Annotated in this window: 18 protein-coding genes; 14 read left to right on the top strand and 4 right to left on the bottom strand. The window is 63.9% G+C overall.

Annotated elements, in window-relative coordinates:
• Window positions 1–57: 57 nt before the first annotated feature.
• Together ABT23_RS04425 and msrB are read right to left on the bottom strand one after the other, a co-directional pair.
• Entirely contained in the window at window positions 58–762 is a 705-nt protein-coding gene (locus ABT23_RS04425) for an FAD-binding oxidoreductase (protein ID WP_296631732.1), read from the bottom strand.
• A gap of 3 nt (window positions 763–765) precedes the next feature.
• Window positions 766–1,167 carry a peptide-methionine (R)-S-oxide reductase MsrB gene (msrB, locus tag ABT23_RS04420; protein ID WP_296631730.1) on the bottom strand — a complete coding sequence of 134 codons (402 nt, stop codon included), beginning with the start codon at window positions 1,165–1,167 and terminating at the stop codon, window positions 766–768.
• 261 nt (window positions 1,168–1,428) lie between these two features.
• Between msrB and ABT23_RS04415 the strand changes: the two genes are divergently transcribed.
• From ABT23_RS04415 to ABT23_RS04385, 7 genes are all read left to right on the top strand, one after another.
• Window positions 1,429–1,848 (top strand): rubrerythrin family protein, encoded by a 420-nt coding sequence (locus tag ABT23_RS04415; RefSeq protein WP_018508286.1) that lies wholly within the window; start codon window positions 1,429–1,431, stop codon window positions 1,846–1,848.
• An 88-nt stretch (window positions 1,849–1,936) separates the two neighbouring features.
• On the top strand, window positions 1,937–3,265 hold the full coding sequence (locus ABT23_RS04410; RefSeq protein WP_296631724.1) for a heterodisulfide reductase-related iron-sulfur binding cluster: 1,329 nt from the start codon (window positions 1,937–1,939) through the stop codon (window positions 3,263–3,265).
• A gap of 24 nt (window positions 3,266–3,289) precedes the next feature.
• The gene (locus ABT23_RS04405; RefSeq protein ID WP_296631723.1) at window positions 3,290–3,874 is read left to right on the top strand and encodes a DUF3501 family protein; all 585 of its coding nucleotides are present in this window, start codon (window positions 3,290–3,292) and stop codon (window positions 3,872–3,874) included.
• 60 nt (window positions 3,875–3,934) lie between these two features.
• Window positions 3,935–5,146, top strand: a complete 1,212-nt coding sequence (locus ABT23_RS04400; protein WP_296631720.1) for a cyclopropane-fatty-acyl-phospholipid synthase family protein — start codon at window positions 3,935–3,937, stop codon at window positions 5,144–5,146.
• 88 nt (window positions 5,147–5,234) lie between these two features.
• A complete protein-coding gene (locus ABT23_RS04395) occupies window positions 5,235–6,092 on the top strand; it encodes a pirin family protein (protein WP_296631718.1) in 858 nt (285 codons plus the stop codon).
• Between the two features lie 15 nt (window positions 6,093–6,107).
• On the top strand, window positions 6,108–8,684 hold the full coding sequence (locus ABT23_RS04390) for a cation-translocating P-type ATPase (RefSeq protein WP_296631715.1): 2,577 nt from the start codon (window positions 6,108–6,110) through the stop codon (window positions 8,682–8,684).
• A gap of 19 nt (window positions 8,685–8,703) precedes the next feature.
• Entirely contained in the window at window positions 8,704–9,087 is a 384-nt protein-coding gene (locus ABT23_RS04385) for a DUF2784 domain-containing protein (protein ID WP_296631714.1), read from the top strand.
• Between the two features lie 26 nt (window positions 9,088–9,113).
• On the opposite strand, the gene ABT23_RS04380 is transcribed toward ABT23_RS04385, so the two are convergent.
• Window positions 9,114–10,013: a cation diffusion facilitator family transporter gene (locus ABT23_RS04380; protein ID WP_296631711.1), complete on the bottom strand. Its 900-nt coding sequence runs from the start codon at window positions 10,011–10,013 to the stop codon at window positions 9,114–9,116.
• A gap of 167 nt (window positions 10,014–10,180) precedes the next feature.
• Here ABT23_RS04380 and ABT23_RS04375 point away from each other — a divergent pair, with 167 nt between their 5' ends.
• The 5 genes from ABT23_RS04375 (at window position 10,181) to ABT23_RS04355 (ending at window position 13,923) form a co-directional block, all read left to right on the top strand.
• Window positions 10,181–10,768 carry a nitroreductase family protein gene (locus ABT23_RS04375; RefSeq protein WP_296631709.1) on the top strand — a complete coding sequence of 196 codons (588 nt, stop codon included), beginning with the start codon at window positions 10,181–10,183 and terminating at the stop codon, window positions 10,766–10,768.
• A gap of 83 nt (window positions 10,769–10,851) precedes the next feature.
• Window positions 10,852–11,349, top strand: a complete 498-nt coding sequence (locus ABT23_RS04370; RefSeq protein ID WP_296631706.1) for a CNP1-like family protein — start codon at window positions 10,852–10,854, stop codon at window positions 11,347–11,349.
• Window positions 11,349–12,470, top strand: coding sequence for a glutamate 5-kinase (proB, locus tag ABT23_RS04365; RefSeq protein WP_296631704.1), 1,122 nt, complete (start codon window positions 11,349–11,351; stop codon window positions 12,468–12,470). The genes ABT23_RS04370 and proB overlap by 1 nt, the downstream gene beginning before the upstream one ends.
• Entirely contained in the window at window positions 12,467–13,063 is a 597-nt protein-coding gene (locus tag ABT23_RS04360) for a histidine phosphatase family protein (RefSeq protein WP_296631701.1), read from the top strand. Before proB ends, ABT23_RS04360 begins: the two co-directional genes overlap by 4 nt.
• A complete protein-coding gene (locus ABT23_RS04355; RefSeq protein ID WP_296631699.1) occupies window positions 13,060–13,923 on the top strand; it encodes a cobalamin-binding protein in 864 nt (287 codons plus the stop codon). Before ABT23_RS04360 ends, ABT23_RS04355 begins: the two co-directional genes overlap by 4 nt.
• On the opposite strand, the gene fur is transcribed toward ABT23_RS04355, so the two are convergent.
• Window positions 13,911–14,360, bottom strand: coding sequence for a ferric iron uptake transcriptional regulator (gene fur / locus ABT23_RS04350; RefSeq protein WP_018508299.1), 450 nt, complete (start codon window positions 14,358–14,360; stop codon window positions 13,911–13,913). The two genes, ABT23_RS04355 and fur, sit on opposite strands and share 13 nt — an antisense overlap.
• A gap of 79 nt (window positions 14,361–14,439) precedes the next feature.
• On the opposite strand from fur, the gene bamE reads away from it, so the two are divergent.
• Together bamE and dapB are read left to right on the top strand one after the other, a co-directional pair.
• On the top strand, window positions 14,440–15,555 hold the full coding sequence (bamE, locus tag ABT23_RS04345) for an outer membrane protein assembly factor BamE (RefSeq protein WP_296631696.1): 1,116 nt from the start codon (window positions 14,440–14,442) through the stop codon (window positions 15,553–15,555).
• Complete coding sequence (gene dapB, locus ABT23_RS04340; protein ID WP_296631693.1) at window positions 15,552–16,355, top strand: 4-hydroxy-tetrahydrodipicolinate reductase; 804 nt, start codon at window positions 15,552–15,554, stop codon at window positions 16,353–16,355. The genes bamE and dapB overlap by 4 nt, the downstream gene beginning before the upstream one ends.
• Window positions 16,356–16,357: the final 2 nt, after the last annotated feature.

The raw sequence follows: 16,357 nt of genomic DNA, 5'->3' as shown, positions 1-16,357 counted from the left end.
TTGGATCAAATGTTAAACATACACAGAACAGGGGAGGGGTTTAATGGTCGAATCGGCCTACCACCACTTCTCGAAGATGATGCGGTTCATCGGCACGCCCAGGTCGTGCAGCAGGGTGCTCATGTCCTCGACCATGCCCTTGGGGCCGCATAGGTAGTACAGCGTGTCATCCGGCACTTCGAGCGCATGCAGCTTGACCGGGTCGATGCGACCGGTGAGGCCGCTCCAGTCCGGGTCGGGCTGGGTCACGGTGATGCTCACGTGCAGATTGTCATGTGCGCGGGCCGTGGCTTCGAGCTCGTCGCGGAACAGGATTTCACGGCTGTCCGACACGCTGTAGACCAGATGCGCACAGGTCGGCAGGACTGCGTCACGCACATGGCGGAAGATGGACAGCAGCGGTGTGACGCCGACGCCGCCGCCGATCAGCACCACGTTGTCGCTCATTTCGGGCAGGTAGACGAATGGTCCCTGGCCCTGGCTTACGCGCACACGGTCGCCCACGCGGGCATGCTCGTGTATCCAGCGCGCCACGGGATGGCGCGCACTGGCCTTGATCGCCAGTTCGATCGCACCCTGATGGATGGGCGAGGTGGTGATGGAATAGCCCGAGGTGTACGTCGCGCCGTCGATATCGATGCTGAGATCCACCCATTGTCCCGGCAGAAACCGGAAGCCCGCATTGGGAATGGCCAGCCGCAGGGTATGGATGCTGGGCGTGGCGGGTGTGATCGCCGCAATCCGGGCGTCAAAAATATGCAAGGTTCAATCCTGTTTTTTCTGGAACGTCAGCGACGCCGAGTTGATGCAGTAGCGCATGCCGGTGGGGGCGGGCCCGTCGGGAAAAACGTGCCCGAGATGCGAACCGCAGCGACGGCACAGCGCCTCGGCACGTACCATGCCGTAGCTGGTGTCGGTTTTTTCGGCCACCGCGTCGGTGTTCAGGGGCTGATAAAAACTTGGCCAGCCGGTGCCCGAGTCGAACTTGGTCGATGACGAGAACAGCGGTTCGCCACAGGCGGCGCAGCGGTATTCGCCATGCTCGTGATGGTCCCAGTATTGGCCGGTAAACGCTCGTTCGGTCCCGTGTTCGCGCAGGATGCGGTACTGCTCGGGGCTCAGTTCGGCGCGCCATTCGGCGTCGGTTTTGGTTTTATCAAAGCTCATGGTCTTCTCCGTCAGACAAAGAGTGTACCCGCAAGGGGCAGGCCGTGGCTGTAAGCCGCTAAAGCGGCAACACCCACGCTCTACCCGAGGTTGACAGCGTCATCGCAGCGGGTTTAATCTTCGTTCAGGTATTAGACTTAGTCTAAAAACCGGATTTCACCCTGCGGTGGGCCTGCTATAAATACGAGGCGGGGCGCGTTGCTGTCGGGTGAAAATTTCAATGCTGCAAAGCATGTCTATGTAAATCAAGGAGATCAGGTTATGCAACTCAAAGGCTCGAAAACCGAAGACCATCTGAAAGCCGCCTTCGCCGGCGAATCGCAGGCCAACCGCCGCTACCTCTACTTTGCAGCCAAGGCTGACGTGGAAGGCTACAACGACGTTGCCGCCGTGTTCCGTTCCACTGCCGAAGGCGAAACCGGCCATGCGCACGGCCACCTGGAATATCTGGAGAAGTGCGGCGACCCCGCTACCGGCATGGCGTTCGGCCCCACCGCCGACAACCTGAAGACCGCGATTGCCGGTGAAACCCACGAATATACCGACATGTATCCTGGCATGGCCAAGGATGCGCGTTCGGAAGGTTTCGACGAAATCGCCGACTGGTTCGAGACCCTGGCCAAGGCCGAGCGCTCGCACGCCAACAAGTTCCAGAAGACGCTGGACACCCTGGGCGCCTAATTTCGCCCAGGCAAGAAGCGGGTCGGGTTCGGCCCGCTTTTTTTTGAATCTATAGTTGAATTTATACCAAGTCTAAACTGGAGTTCGCATGAGTACACGCGAAGGCAACCTCGAAGCCCCTACCCGTCATCCGCTCGACTGGAAAAACCCGGATTTCTTCAATGAAGAGAAGCTCAACCACGAGCTTGAACGGATTTTCGACATCTGCCATGGCTGCCGTCGCTGCGTGTCGCTATGTACCGCATTCCCCACGCTGTTCGATCTGGTGGACGAATCCTCGACGATGGAGGTGGACGGTGTCGCCAAGGCCGACTACTGGAAAGTGGTCGACGAGTGCTATCTGTGCGACCTCTGCTACATGACCAAATGCCCTTATGTGCCGCCGCATCCGTGGAACCTCGATTTTCCGCATACCATGCTGCGCGCCAAGGCGATCAAGTTCAGGAAGGGCGGTGCGACGTTCCGCGACAAGCTTCTGTCCAGCACCGACGCGATGGGCAAGCTCGCCTCGATTCCGGTGGTGGTCCAGGCAGTGAATGCCAGCCTGAAGAACAAGCCGATCCGCAAGCTGGTCGACAGTGTGCTGCACATTCACCCTGACCGTGTCCTGCCCGAATACGACAGCGCGAAATTCCGTTCCACCGCGAAACCGCGCAGCGATTTCGCGGTGAAGCCCGGCGAGCGCACCCCGGGCAAGGTGGCGATCTACGCGACCTGCTACGTCAACTACAACGAGCCCGGCATCGGCCACGACCTGCTGAAGCTGCTGGCACACAACGAAATCCCCACCGTGCTGGTCGACAAGGAGGCCTGCTGCGGCATGCCCAAGCTGGAACTGGGCGATCTCGATGCCGTCGAAAAGCTCAAGGAAACGAACATTCCGCATCTGGCGAAACTGGCCCGCGAAGGCTACGCGATCCTGACCGCGGTGCCCTCGTGCACGCTGATGTACAAGCAGGAACTGCCGCTGATGTTCCCGCACGATGCCGACGTGCAGGCGGTGAAGGAAGCGATGTGGGATCCGTTCGAGTACCTGATGGCACGCAACGTCGACGGCCTGCTGAAGACCGACTTCAAGGACCCGCTCGGCAAGGTGGCCTATCACGTGCCGTGCCACCAGCGCGTGCAGAACATCGGCAACAAGACGCGCGATGCGCTGCAACTGGCCGGCGCCAAGGTGACGATGGTCGAGCGCTGCTCGGGTCACGACGGCACCTGGGGCGTGAAGAGCGAATACTTCGACAAGTCGATGAAAATCGGCAAGCCGGTGTTCCGGCAGATGGCCGAACCGCAGCCCGATTACGTGAGTTCCGACTGCGCGATTGCCGCGCGTCATATCCTGCAGGGCATGGGCGAATCCACGGCGCAGAAACAGCACCCGATCACGCTGTTGCGCATTGCCTATGGTCTGGAATGAACTGTTGCTTGCAAGGAGAAAAACATGCCGCTGATTACCCGTGAAAGCCTGCTGACCCTGGAAGGCTACGCCAAGGTCCGTCCCGCGATGCGTGCCGAGATCATGGCGCACAAGAAGAACCGCATGGTCGAACTGGGCGACCACGTCACCCTGATCTTCGAGGACGAGAAGACCATGCGCTATCAGATCCAGGAAATGCTGCGGGCCGAGCGCACCTTCGAGGAGGCCGGTATCCAGGACGAACTCGACGCCTACAACCCGCTGGTTCCGGACGGGACCAACTGGAAGGCCACCATGATGATCCAGTACTCAGACCCGGACGAGCGCAAGGTGGCGCTGGCGAAGCTGAAGGGCATCGAGGATCGCGTGTGGATGCAGGTGGCCGACCAGCCGAAGGTGTTTGCTATCGCCGACGAGGACCTGGAGCGCGAGAACGAGGAAAAAACTTCGTCGGTGCACTTCCTGCGCTTCGAGCTGGATCCCACGTCGATTGCGGCCGCCAAATCGGCGGCACCCATACGCATGGGAATAGACCTCGACGCCTATCGCGTCGAATCCATGACGCTGGCAGACAACACTCGGGCTGCATTGGCGGTCGATTTGTCCTAGATTCATAGTCAGGCGGGAAAACAATTACGACAACGCGCCGCCATCCTTTGAGGAGGTGTGATGCTGGATCAATTGCTGGTTCATCAGGTGCGACGGCGGGTGGAGGCATCCGGACTGCCGTTCGTTGTCGAGTTGTGGAATGGCGAACGAGTCGGTGCCGCTGCCGATGCGGCGGTGAGGGTGAAGTTGCACCAGGCCGCCAGTCTCAAGGCCATGGCCGATCCCAGCCTGGGTTCACTGGCGCGGGCCTATGTCGAGGGCAACCTCGATCTGGAGGGCGATGTCCGTGACATCCTCGCGCTCGGCGACCGCCTGTGCAACGCGGGCGACTGTTCACCGAAAACCGGAACGGACGGCTGGAAGTGGTGGCGCCACACGCGCAGCAAGGACCGCAAGAACATCCAGTACCACTACGACGTGTCCAACGACTTCTACGGTCTGTGGCTGGACTCGCGGCGCGTCTATTCCTGCGCCTATTTCAAGACCCCGGACATGAGCCTGGACGCCGCGCAGGAAGCCAAGCTCGACCACATCTGCCGCAAGCTCGATCTCCAGCCCGACGAGCAGTTCCTTGACATCGGCTGCGGCTGGGGCGGACTGATCCTGCACGCGGCGGAGCGCTACGGCGTGCGTGCAGTCGGCATCACCCTGTCGGACGACCAGCATGCGTATGTCAGCGAACAGATCGCCGAACGCGGCCTGACCGGGCGGGTCGAGGTGCGCCGGATGGATTACCGCGACGTGCCGGAGCATGGCGGCTACGACAAGATCGCCAGCGTTGGCATGTTCGAGCACGTCGGCCGCCCCAACCTGCGCACGTATTTTGACAAAATCAATGCGCTGCTGAAGCCGGGCGGGCTGGTGCTCAACCATGGCATCACCACGTCCGAACCTGAAGCCAGCGGCCTGGGCAGCGGCATTTCCGAGTTCATCGAGGATTATGTCTTCCCGGGCGGCGAACTGGTCCATGCCTCCGAGGTGCTGCGTGCCGCCGCAGGCAGTGGCCTCGAATGCCTCGACGCCGAGAACCTGCGCTCTCATTACGGCAGGACCCTGTGGCACTGGGTGACCCGGCTGGAGGCACATGCCGACGAGGCGCGCCGCCTGATCGGGGAACAGAAGTACCGCATCTGGCGCATCTACATGGCGGGCTCGGCCTACGCGTTCGACCATGGCTGGATGGAGCTGTGGCAGGTGCTGGCAGGCAAGGCTGTCGAAGGCACCCAGCCGAACTACCCGTTCAAGCGGGATTTCATCTATTGCGGCGAGTGAGCCGATTCCGGGAAGCGGCGGCCCGGACAGTTTGAAATCGGGGGGCATCCGGGCGCATCATGGATGCGCATATCGACAAGGAGCCACCATGAACCTGCGCCGCATCCGCCAGCTCGTCCCCGCCTACGAGGTCACCGAAGGGGCGGGGGTCACGGTCCATCGCAGCATCGGCACGCCGGCGCTGCGCAACCTGGATCCTTTCCTGATGCTGGATCACTTCGGCAGCGACAATCCGGACGAATACATCGCCGGTTTTCCGGAGCATCCGCACCGCGGCTTCATCACCTTCACCTACATGCTCGACGGCCATATGGAGCACCGCGACAGCATGGGCAACCGCGGCGACCTCAAGGCCGGCGGCATCCAGTGGATGAAGGCGGCGAGCGGCGTCATCCATTCGGAGATGCCGCAGCAGACCAATGGGCTGATGCGGGGCTTCCAGCTCTGGATCAACCTGCCGGCCCGGGACAAGATGTCGGCGCCGGCCTATCAGGAGTTTTCCGCGGCGGCCATTCCGGAAGTGCGCCTCGATGGCGCGCGGGTGCGGGTGCTGGCCGGAGAACTGGGCGACACGCGCGGCGTCATCGAGGATCCGGCCACCGACGTCCGCTATCTCGACGTGAGCCTGCAGGCTGGCGCGCGTTTCAGCGTGCCGCTGAGCGACACGCACAACGCCTTCGTCTATGTCTTCGAAGGCGGCGCCCGCCTGGCCGGCGAGGCGCTGGCGACCCACAACCTGGCGGTGCTGGGGCCGGGTGACACGATGGACATCGAAGCGGGGTCGTCCGGCGCCCGCTTCATTCTGGTGGCAGGCCGGCCGATCGGCGAGCCCGTGGTGCAGTACGGTCCATTCGTCATGAATACCCGCGACGAGATCAAGCAGGCGTTTGCCGATTACGAAGCGGGCCGGCTGGTGCAGGCCAGGGCGACGATGACGGGGCATTGACAGCAGGTTGAGCGGGTGAGCAAACGCGAATTCACGCCGCCCGGCGAGCCGTCTGCCATCCAGGGCTTGACGTCTGCCGAGGCCGCCGAGCGCCTGGCCGCCGAGGGTTCGAACGCCTTGCCGGCCAGTGGCCCCCGCGGTACGGCCGCCGTCGTGCTGGACGTGATCCGGGAGCCGATGTTTCTGCTGCTCTTGGCTGCAGCGGCGATCTACTTTGTGCTGGGTGACCTGCACGAAGCCCTGATGCTGCTGTTTTTCGTGTGCGTGGTGATGGGCATCACGCTCTATCAGTCCCACAAGACCGAACGTGTCCTGCAGGCCCTGCGCGACCTGACCAGCCCGCGCGCGCTGGTGCTGCGCGATGGCGAGAAGCAGCGCATCGCTGGCAGCGAGGTGGTGCGCGACGATATCGTGTTTCTTGCGGAAGGCGACCGCGTGCCCGCGGATGCGTGCCTGCTGATGTGCAATGGCTTGCAGGCGGACGAATCGCTGCTGACGGGCGAAGCGGCGCCGGTGCGAAAGACGGCAGGAGAAAGGCAGGCAGTCATGGCGCGCCCGGGCGGAGACGATTTGCCGGTGGTGTATTCCGGCACTCTGGTCGTGCAGGGGCAGGGCATTGCCCGTGTGACGGCGACCGGGCCACGGACCGAAATCGGCCGGATCGGCAAGTCGCTGCAGGCCCTGCGCCCCGAACCGAGCCCCATGCAGAGCCAGGTGCGCCGCATGATGTGGGTTTTCGCACTGCTTGGCATCCTTTTGTGCAGCGTGGTCGTCGTGCTGTACGGACTCACGCGCGGCGCCTGGCTCGACGCCCTGCTTGCCGGCATCACGCTGGCGATTTCGCTGCTGCCGCAGGAGTTTCTGGTGGTGCTCACGGTCTTCCTGGCGCTGGGGGCGTGGCGAATATCGCGCAGCAACGTGCTGACGCGGCGCATCCCGGCACTCGAGACGCTGGGTGCCGCCACCGTGCTGTGTGTGGACAAGACCGGCACCATCACCGAGAACCGCATGACGGTGACGCAGCTGGTGACGCGCGACGCACGCTATGCGGTCGATTACGACCATGAGAATTCGCTTCCGGAGGCCTTCCACGAGCTCGTCGAGTTCAGCGTGCTGGCCAGCATGGTCGATCCGTTCGACCCGATGGAGAAGGCCTTCCGCCGGCTCGCCGACCATTATCTGGCGGGGACCGAGCACCTGCACGACGACTGGATGCTGATCCAGCACTATCCGCTGAGCCGCGACATGCTGGCCATGTCGCACGGCTGGCAGGCGACCCACCGCGACGAATACGTGGTCGCCGCCAAAGGGGCACCTGAAGCCATCGCCGATCTGTGCCATCTGTCCGCTGCGGAAACCGCAGCCATCGTGGCAGAGGCCGATCGACTGGCGCTGCAGGGGCTGCGCGTCCTGGCCATCGCCCGCGCGACATTCGCGGGGACAGCCTGGCCGCCGCAACAGCACGATTTTCCCTTCGCCTTTCTCGGCATGATCGCGCTGGCTGACCCAGTGCGGCCGCGCGTGCCGGAAGCGATCCGCGTGGCACGCCGTGCCGGGATGCGGGTGGCGATGATCACGGGCGATTACCCCGGCACGGCCGAAGCGGTCGCACGCGCGGCCGGGATCGATCTCGACGGCGGCATCCTCACCGGACCCGAGATCGACGCGCTCGATGATGCGGTGTTGCGGCAGCGTCTCCGCTCTGCCCGGGTATTCGCGCGCGTGGCGCCGGAACAGAAGCTGCGCCTGGTGCAGGCCTTCAAGGCCAACGGCGAGGTGGTGGCGATGACCGGCGACGGCGTCAACGATGCGCCGGCGCTGAAGGCCGCACACATCGGCATTGCCATGGGCGGGCGCGGCACCGATGTCGCGCGCGAGGCCTCCTCGCTGGTCCTGCTGGACGACGACTTCGCGACCATCGTCGATGCCATCCGGCTCGGCCGACGCATCTTCGACAATCTGCACAAGGCGATGGCCTACATCCTTGCGGTGCACGTGCCGATCGCCGGCATGGCGCTGCTGCCGCTGCTGTTCGGCATGCCGCTTGTGCTCGCGCCGGTGCATATCGTCTTCCTCGAGCTCATCATCGATCCCGCATGTTCGATCGTGTTCGAAGCCGAGCCGGAAGAGGCGGGGGCCATGGAACGACCGCCGCGGCGCCCCGATGCGCCGCTGTTCAGCCTGCGCACGCTCCTGCTGTCGCTGCTGCAGGGCGCGACGGTATTTCTTGCCGTGGCCGCGGTGTATGCCCTCTCGCTGCAGCGCGGCCTGGGCATCGACGAGGCGCGTGCGCTGACGTTCACCACGCTGGTGATCGGCAACCTGGGGCTGATCCTGATCAACCGCTCCTGGTCGAGCACGCTGCTGGCCTCGCTGCGCATCCGCAATACGGCCTTGTGGAAGGTCGTCGGCGGTACCCTTGGCTTCCTGGCCTGCGTGCTCTATGTGCCCGGCTTGCGCAACATGTTCGGCTTTGCGTACCTGCACGCGGGCGACGTGCTGCTCGCTTTCGCTGCCAGTGCGGCTGGCGTCGCCTGGTTCGAATGGTTCAAGTGGGCGAGGGCAAAGCGCGTCGGGAGGGCGCGCGCCTGAGGCAGGGGAGCACAAGCGTATGGAAGACGGACTGGCCCTGATCCTTGCCGATGTGCTGGTGCTGGCGCACCTGCTGTTCGTTGCCTTCGTCATGGCGGGCGGGTTCCTGCTCGCGCGCTGGCCCCGGTTGCTCGCGCTGCAGCTACCTGCCGTCGCCTGGGGCGCCTACATCGAGTTGAGCGGTGGGATCTGCCCGCTGACGCCGATTGAAAATCATTTGCGCACGCTCGGCGGGGGAACACCCTATGGCGGCGATTTCGTCGAACGCTACCTGTTGCCGGTCCTTTATCCTGAACACCTGAGCGTCCCGTTGCAGCAGGCGTTGGGTGGGCTGGTGGTGCTGGTCAACCTGGCGGCGTATGGCTGGGCATACCGGGCCTGGCGATGGAAGCCCGCTGCGTAACCGCCGTTGCAGCGCGTGCTGGACGATCAGCGATCCAGGTCCTGGTCGGCCAGGGAAACCGGATCTTCCTTCGGTTCGAGATGGGTGGTGATGTGGGCGTGCTCGATCGCGGCGCGGATGTCGGCCTCGATGCGTTCCGACCAGTCGTGGCCGTGCTGGACGGTCCAGGCACCCGGCACCAGCAGATGGAAGGAGACGAAGGCGCGGGTGCCGGCCTGGCGCGTGCGCAGGGCATGGAATTCCATTCCTTCCCGACGGTAGCGATCCAGAATGCCCTCGATCGTCCGGACCTCTTCCTCCGGCAGCGAGACATCCATCAGGCCTGCCGCCGAGCGCTGCAGCAGCTGCCAGCCGGTCCACACGATGTTGAGCGCGACCAGCAGGGCGATCACGGCATCGAGCCACAGCCAGCCGGTCGCCCACACCAGGCCGACGCCCGCAATGACGCCCACGGAGGTCCAGACGTCAGTGAGCAGGTGATGCGCGTCGGCCTCCAGCGTGATGGATTTGTATTTGCGGCCGACGCCCATGAGGATGCGCGCGGTGGCAAAGTTGATGATCGACGCGGCCACCGATACCCCGAGACCGATCCCGACCGTCTCGAGTGGCTGTGGATTGAACAGCCGCTCGAGGGCAGCGTACGCGATGCCGACTGCGGCAAGGAGAATGAGAAAGCCCTCGAATGCGCTGGAGAAATATTCCGCCTTGCCGTGCCCGTGCGCATGATTATCGTCGGCAGGCTGGGAAGCCAGCGACAGCATGGCGAGCGCCATCATCGCGCCTGCCAGGTTGACGAAGGACTCGAGCGCGTCGGAGAGCAGGCCGACTGAACCGGTGAGCCACCAGGCCATGCCCTTGAGCACGATGGTGGCGAGGGCTGCGGCGATGGAGAGCCAGGCGTAACGTTTGAGTGCGGGAGGTAACATCTCGATGCTTCGCGAGGAGCGATTGAAGTGTGCCGGATTGTATCCCAGTGCGGACCGACTATTCCCGGAAGCATACGCATGCCGGCCATGCAAGCCTGTTCATTCGCGGTCCGGGGATGCGCGTCCCATGGACTATGGTTAAGCATGATTGCCATGGAGGTGCCCCGATGCCGAATATGCTCAACGATGCGATTCAACAGCGTTACGCCTGCCACGAGTTTGCCGAGGGCAAACCTGTCTCGGCGGACGAACTGGCCTGGGTGCTGGAAGCGGGCCGGCTGGCGCCCTCGGCATTCGGACTGGAGCCATGGCGCTTCATCGTCGTGACTGACGCGGCAGGCCGGGCTGCGGTTGCGCAGGCCTGCCATGGCCAGCCTGCAGCGACGACGGCCGCGGCACTGGTCGTGATCGTGGCGCTGGTTGCAGCGCTCGAACCGGATTCGGACTATGTACGGGCGCGTTTTACAGCGGAAGCCCGGGGCCAGGATGCCGAACCGATTTACTCCGCCTATCGGTCGCTCTACCGTGGCGAATCCATGGCGGAGTGGGCACAGGGGCAGTGCAATTTTGCGGCTGCGCAGATGCTGTTGCAGGCGGCGCACATGGGGCTCGGAAGCTGCCCGATCGGCGGGTATGATGCATCCACGCTGGCAACTGCCGTTGGCCTGCCGGCAGGCGAGGTGCCGGCGCTGGTCATCGCCTTGGGCCGGTGCGGCTATGCCGCACCCGAACGGATCCGCAAGCCGCTCGTTTGATCCCGAGTCTATCCTGCGCATTGCCGCGACGACGGGCATCTTTCTTGAAGACATCCCGCTGTCGAAGCAATAAAATGCCGGGCATGAAAATCCTGCTTGCTCTGCTCCTGTGCCTGCCGTTTGCCGTCCATGCCGAATGGCTGGATTTCGATCATGAGTTCGATCAGGACAAACCCTGGGTCGAAGTGGCGGCCCAGTTGCCGCCCTATCCCAAGCCCGACAAACTCATACCGTTCGATGTGTCGTCTGCGACCCGCAACAAATTCTTTATCGACGCCGATTCGATCAGTGTCGGCTCCGACAAGGTGGTGCGCTACACCGTGGTGATCGAAGCGGCCGGTGGGGCGAAGAACGTTTCGTACGAAGGACTGCGCTGCGAAACCGGCGAGCGCCGCCTGTATGCCTATGGCCACGCCGACGGTAGCTGGTCGAAGGCGCGCAACGCCCAATGGGAAAGCATCCGGGTGCGTTCGTTGCTGTCGTATCACAAGGCTCTGTACGAGGATTATTTCTGCCCCGACGGCATCAATGTCCGCAATGCCAAGGAGGCTGTGGAAAGACTGCGGCGCAGGAGCTACTGATGCAGTCCGTGGTGAAACACGCGCGGCGCATCGTCGTCAAGGTCGGTTCCAGCCTGGTCACTGCCGAAGGACGTGGTCTCGACCACGCCGCGCTGTCGCGCTGGGCCGAGCAGATTGCCGCGCTGACCGCGCAGGGCAAGGAAGTGGTGCTGGTGTCCTCGGGCGCGATTGCCGAGGGTATCGCGCGACTGGGCTGGAAGAAGCGCCCGAAGGCCGTCAACGAATTGCAGGCCGCCGCCGCCGTGGGGCAGATGGGGCTGGTGCAGGCATACGAATCGATCTTTCGCACGCACGATCTTCACGCGGCCCAGGTGTTGCTCACCCATGAAGATCTGGCCGACCGCACGCGCTACCTCAATGCACGCTCGACCTTGCGGACCTTGCTGGAATTGAGAGTAGTGCCGATCATCAACGAGAACGACACCGTCGCCACCGACGAAATCCGCCTCGGCGACAACGACACGCTCGGCGCGCTGGTGACCAATCTGATCGAAGCCGACTGCCTCGTCATCCTCACCGATCAGCCCGGGCTCTATACCGCCGACCCGCGCAAGCATCCCGACGCCACGCTGGTGATGGATGCCCACGCCGGCGATCCCGATCTCGAGCGCATGGCGGGTGGGGCGGGCAGCAGCGTCGGTACCGGCGGCATGCTGACCAAGATCCTTGCCGCCAAGCGCGCGGCGCGCAGCGGCGCGCATACGGTGATCTGCAGCGGGCGCGAGGAGGGCGTGCTGCTACGACTGGCAGAAGGGGAAGCGATTGGCAGCCAGTTGGTGGCGCGGCAGGCGCCGCTTGCCGCGCGGCGGCAGTGGCTGGCCGATCATCTGCAGCTGCGCGGCGGTGTGGTGCTCGACGACGGCGCGGTGCGCGCGCTGCGCGAAGACGGCAAGAGCCTGTTGCCGGTCGGCGTGAAAGGGATCACCGGCGAATTCGAGCGCGGCGAGGTGGTGGCGATCGTCGATATGGACGGCCACGAAATCGCACGCGGCCTGACCAATTACAGCGCCAGCGAAGCGCGCCGTATTGCCGGTAAGCCAAGCAGCGCGATCGAGGCCGAGTTGGGTTATATGGACGAGCCGGAAATGATCCATCGCGACAATCTGGTGCTGCTGGCGTGACCACCACACTGGATTTGCTGCGTCACGGCGAACCTGTCGGCGGCCGCAAATATCGCGGGCAGATCGATGATCCACTGTCGGAGAAAGGCTGGGCGCAGATGCATGCGGCCGTGGGCGACACTGCGCCCTGGACCCGCATCGTGTCGTCGCCCTTGCAGCGCTGTCGTGCCTTCGCCGAAATCCTGGCCGACCGCCATGGCCTATTGCTGACGTTGGACGAACGGCTGGCGGAAGTCGGGTTCGGCGTATGGGAGGGGCGGTCCGCTGCCGAGATCGAGCAGGATGCACCCGGTGCCGTGGCGCGCTTCAAGCATGATCCCGTGAATGCGCGCCCGGAAGGAGCGGAACCGCTGGCCGAATTTCATGGCCGGGTGGCTGCGGCACTGGACGCCATTCTGGCCCGACATCCCGATGGGCATGTGCTGCTGGTCGGACACGCCGGGGTGATCCGGATGGCATTTGCCTGGGCGCTGCATGTGCCGCTGGCGCATGCCTACCGCATCGAAGTGGCGAATGCCGGGCTGACCCGTCTGCGTTTCGACGGCGATCGCGCGAGCCTGGTCTTTCACGGCGGCAGTCTCGCCCCACGGTGATCCGTCGCGGCTTCATTGCTCTGTGCCTGCTGATAGCCGCGTCCGCACAGGCCACAACCCTTCGCCTGCACGACGATGCCGGGCAGACACTTGAATTCAGCCGGCCGCCCCAGCGTATCGTCTCGCTGGCGCCGCATCTCACCGAGCTGCTGTTTGCCGTGGGCGCCGGATCGCAGGTGGTGGGCGTGGATGCTGCCAGCGATTATCCGAAAGCTACACAGTCACTGCCGCGTGTCGGCGATTTCAGCCGCATCAACTTCGAGCGCATCCTGGCGCTGAAGCCCGATCTGGTCGTTGTCTGGGTGGGCGGCAACCGGGCGGCAGACATTCATCGCCTGAAACAGATGGACATCCCTGTATTGCAGACTCAGGCGGCCCGGCTCGATGACGTGGCACGCCTGTTGCGCCTGATCGGCCAGGTGAGCGGCCATGCCGGGGAAGGGGAGGCGGCAGCACGGGATTATTCGGCACAGCTGGCGGCGCTGCGGGTCCGACCCGGCCAGAAGCCGCCGGTTGGCGTGTTCTATCAGGTATGGGACCGTCCGCTGATGACGGTGGGAGGTACGCACTGGATCACCGACGCGCTGGCGCTATGCGGTGCACGCAACGTGTTTGCCGACCTGCAGGCATTGTCGCCTGTGGTGTCGCGCGAAGCCGTGCTGCAGCGCGCGCCGGCGCTGATCGTGGGCGGCACCGATGCACCCGACATGCGCCGTGTGTGGCAGCGTTTCACGCGCCTGCCTGCCGTGAGAAACCAGGCTTTCGTACGGGTGGATGCGGACCGCCTTCATCGTCTCACGCCGCGCCTGATCGAAGGCGTAGCCGAGCTGTGTGCGGCGGTCCAACCCTATGTCCGGTGACGCGACTCGGTCGGTTTGCGGTTGGGGCAGTTTTCCTTGAGGCAGTCGGCGTAGATCTGCAGTGAATGGTCGTGGATGGCAAATCCCCGTTCCTTGGCGATGCGGGTTTGGCGTTTTTCGATTTCGCTGTCGTAGAACTCTTCGACTTTGCCGCACTGCAGGCAGACCAAGTGGTCGTGGTGATCGCCCTGGTTGAGTTCGAACACGGCCTTGTCGCTGTCGAAATGATGCCGCATCAGCAAGCCAGCCTGCTCGAACTGGGTCAGCACGCGGTAGACGGTGGCGAGGCCGATATCCTGGCCTTCATCGGAGAGCAGGCGATACACCTCCTCGGCCGTCATGTGTCGCTTGTTGCTCTGCTCGAACAAATCGAGGATCTTCAGGCGGGGCAGTGTGGCCTTGAGACCGATGTTCTTGAGATCGGACGGATTGCTCAATGGTGTCTCCAGAACGGGAACGCGAATACGTTATGATACGTTTTTTTCCAACCGCCCAAACCTTTCCGGTTTCCTGGCTATGCGTCAATTCCTGATTTCTGCTCTGCTTTTAAGCCTGCTTGCGGGCTGTTCCAGCCTTCACATCGGTCCCCATCACATCGATGTGCAGCAGGGTAATGCGCTCGATCAGGAAAACGTCGCCCGCCTGAAGACAGGGCTGAATCGTTCGCAAGTCCGCTTTCTTCTCGGCACGCCGTTGGTCGTCGATCCGTTCCGTACCGATCGCTGGGATTATGTGTACCTCTATTACAAGGCAGGAAAACTGACCGAGCAAAAGCACATCACCCTGATCTTCGAGGGCGATACGCTGGCACGCATCGAAGGCGACTTGCCTGAACCATCGACACAGTCCGCCCCGCCGGCCGTTGAGACAGAGCGACAGCCCGTATCCATGCCTGCGGCGATGCCGGCCCCTGCTGCGGTGGCGTCAGCCGAAGAACCCGTAACCCGGCCTGCAGCAGTTGTTGCTCAGCCAGCCCAGCCAGCCCAGCCAGCCCAGCCAGCCCAGCCAGCCCAGCCAGCCCAGGCACCGACCGCACCTGCATGGGTGGCCGCCGCGCCCGTCGCGGCGCCTGCCGCACAGGCAGCTCGATCCGAACCCGAGCCGTCGGCATCCGAAACCAGCATCGTGCCGCCGTTGCCGAGCCCGAAGGATGCACCGGCCTATGTCGATCCCCGTCCGGTTCCCGAACTGAGCCTGAAGTCCGAAACCGACGTGTCGCAGATCAAGCCGGATGCCGTGCCGCCTTTTCCCGAGCCTCATGCAGCGGCAGCCAGCGACGATCCGGTACTGAAATCGGTGCATGCCTGGGCCGATGCCTGGATGCAACGTGACAGCGCAGCCTACTTCGCGGCGTATGACGCCAGCTTCGTTCCGGAGGGTGGCAGCCGCGCTGCCTGGGAGGCACGCAAGCGCAAGATGCTGAGCGGAACGGGCCGCATCGAGGTGAGAATCGATTCGCCCTCGGTCGAGCGGACCGGCGAGGGAGCCGCCACGGTGAACTTCAAGCAGTACTACCGCTCTGGCACGTATCACGACACTACCGTCAAGCAGCTGCGCATGATCGAACGCGACGGCCGCTGGGTGATCGTGGAGGAAAAAGTGCTGTCGACCCTGAAAGGTGGACAGCCGTGAGCGTGCGGATTGCCCTTGCCGGCGTATCCGGACGGATGGGGCGTGCCCTGCTCGAAGCGGTGGAGGCCGATCCCGGCTGTACGCTTGGTGCGGCCATCGACCGTCCTGGCAGTCCATTGGTTGGACAGGATGCGGGCGCCGCCTGGGGCGCGGCCAGCGGAGTGCGGGTGACGGATCAGCCCGCCGCTGCCCTGCACGGGATGCATGCGCTGATCGATTTCACCCGCCCCGAGGCCACCTTCGGCTATCTCGATGCCTGCGTCGAGGCCGGCGTGCCGCTGGTCATCGGTACCACCGGCTTCGATGAGGTTGGAAAAGCGTATATTGCGGCGGCGGCGCAGCGGATTCCCGTCGTGTTCGCCCCCAACATGAGCGTGGGCGTGAATCTTCTGATGAAGCTGGCCGAGCTCGCCGCCCAGGTGCTCGAAGACGGCTACGACATTGAGATCATCGAAGCGCATCATCGCCACAAGGTCGATGCGCCCTCCGGTACAGCACTGGGCCTGGGGCAGGCGGTTGCACGGGCGATCGACCGCGATCTGGCGAGTTGCGCCGTCTACGGGCGCGAGGGTGTCACCGGCGAACGCGATCCCAGAACCATCGGCTTTGCCACCGTGCGCGGCGGCGATATCGTCGGCGATCACACGCTGTTGTTTGCCGGCATCGGCGAGCGCGTCGAGCTCACCCACAAGGCCAGTAGCCGCGCCACCTTCGCCCAGGGGGCGCTGCGCGCTGCCAAGTGGCTGCAGGGCCGTGCGCCGGGTCTGTACGACATGCGCGACGTATTGAATCTGAATTAACC

Source organism: Thiobacillus sp. SCN 63-57, assembly GCF_001725555.1.
Lineage (GTDB): Bacteria > Pseudomonadota > Gammaproteobacteria > Burkholderiales > Thiobacillaceae > Thiobacillus.
Note: the sequence above shows the minus strand (reverse complement) of the source record. Positions and strands in the feature narration are given on the sequence as shown.

Coding starts and splice junctions, on each gene's coding strand:
- bamE (WP_296631696.1), top strand. CDS start 14,440: ATGCGTCAATTCCTGATTTCTGCTCTGCTTTTAAGCCTGCTTGCGGGC.
- ABT23_RS04375 (WP_296631709.1), top strand. CDS start 10,181: ATGCCGAATATGCTCAACGATGCGATTCAACAGCGTTACGCCTGCCAC.
- ABT23_RS04400 (WP_296631720.1), top strand. CDS start 3,935: ATGCTGGATCAATTGCTGGTTCATCAGGTGCGACGGCGGGTGGAGGCA.
- ABT23_RS04410 (WP_296631724.1), top strand. CDS start 1,937: ATGAGTACACGCGAAGGCAACCTCGAAGCCCCTACCCGTCATCCGCTC.
- proB (WP_296631704.1), top strand. CDS start 11,349: ATGCAGTCCGTGGTGAAACACGCGCGGCGCATCGTCGTCAAGGTCGGT.
- ABT23_RS04395 (WP_296631718.1), top strand. CDS start 5,235: ATGAACCTGCGCCGCATCCGCCAGCTCGTCCCCGCCTACGAGGTCACC.
- ABT23_RS04405 (WP_296631723.1), top strand. CDS start 3,290: ATGCCGCTGATTACCCGTGAAAGCCTGCTGACCCTGGAAGGCTACGCC.
- ABT23_RS04415 (WP_018508286.1), top strand. CDS start 1,429: ATGCAACTCAAAGGCTCGAAAACCGAAGACCATCTGAAAGCCGCCTTC.
- ABT23_RS04380 (WP_296631711.1), bottom strand. CDS start 10,013: ATGTTACCTCCCGCACTCAAACGTTACGCCTGGCTCTCCATCGCCGCA.
- ABT23_RS04385 (WP_296631714.1), top strand. CDS start 8,704: ATGGAAGACGGACTGGCCCTGATCCTTGCCGATGTGCTGGTGCTGGCG.
- ABT23_RS04370 (WP_296631706.1), top strand. CDS start 10,852: ATGAAAATCCTGCTTGCTCTGCTCCTGTGCCTGCCGTTTGCCGTCCAT.
- msrB (WP_296631730.1), bottom strand. CDS start 1,167: ATGAGCTTTGATAAAACCAAAACCGACGCCGAATGGCGCGCCGAACTG.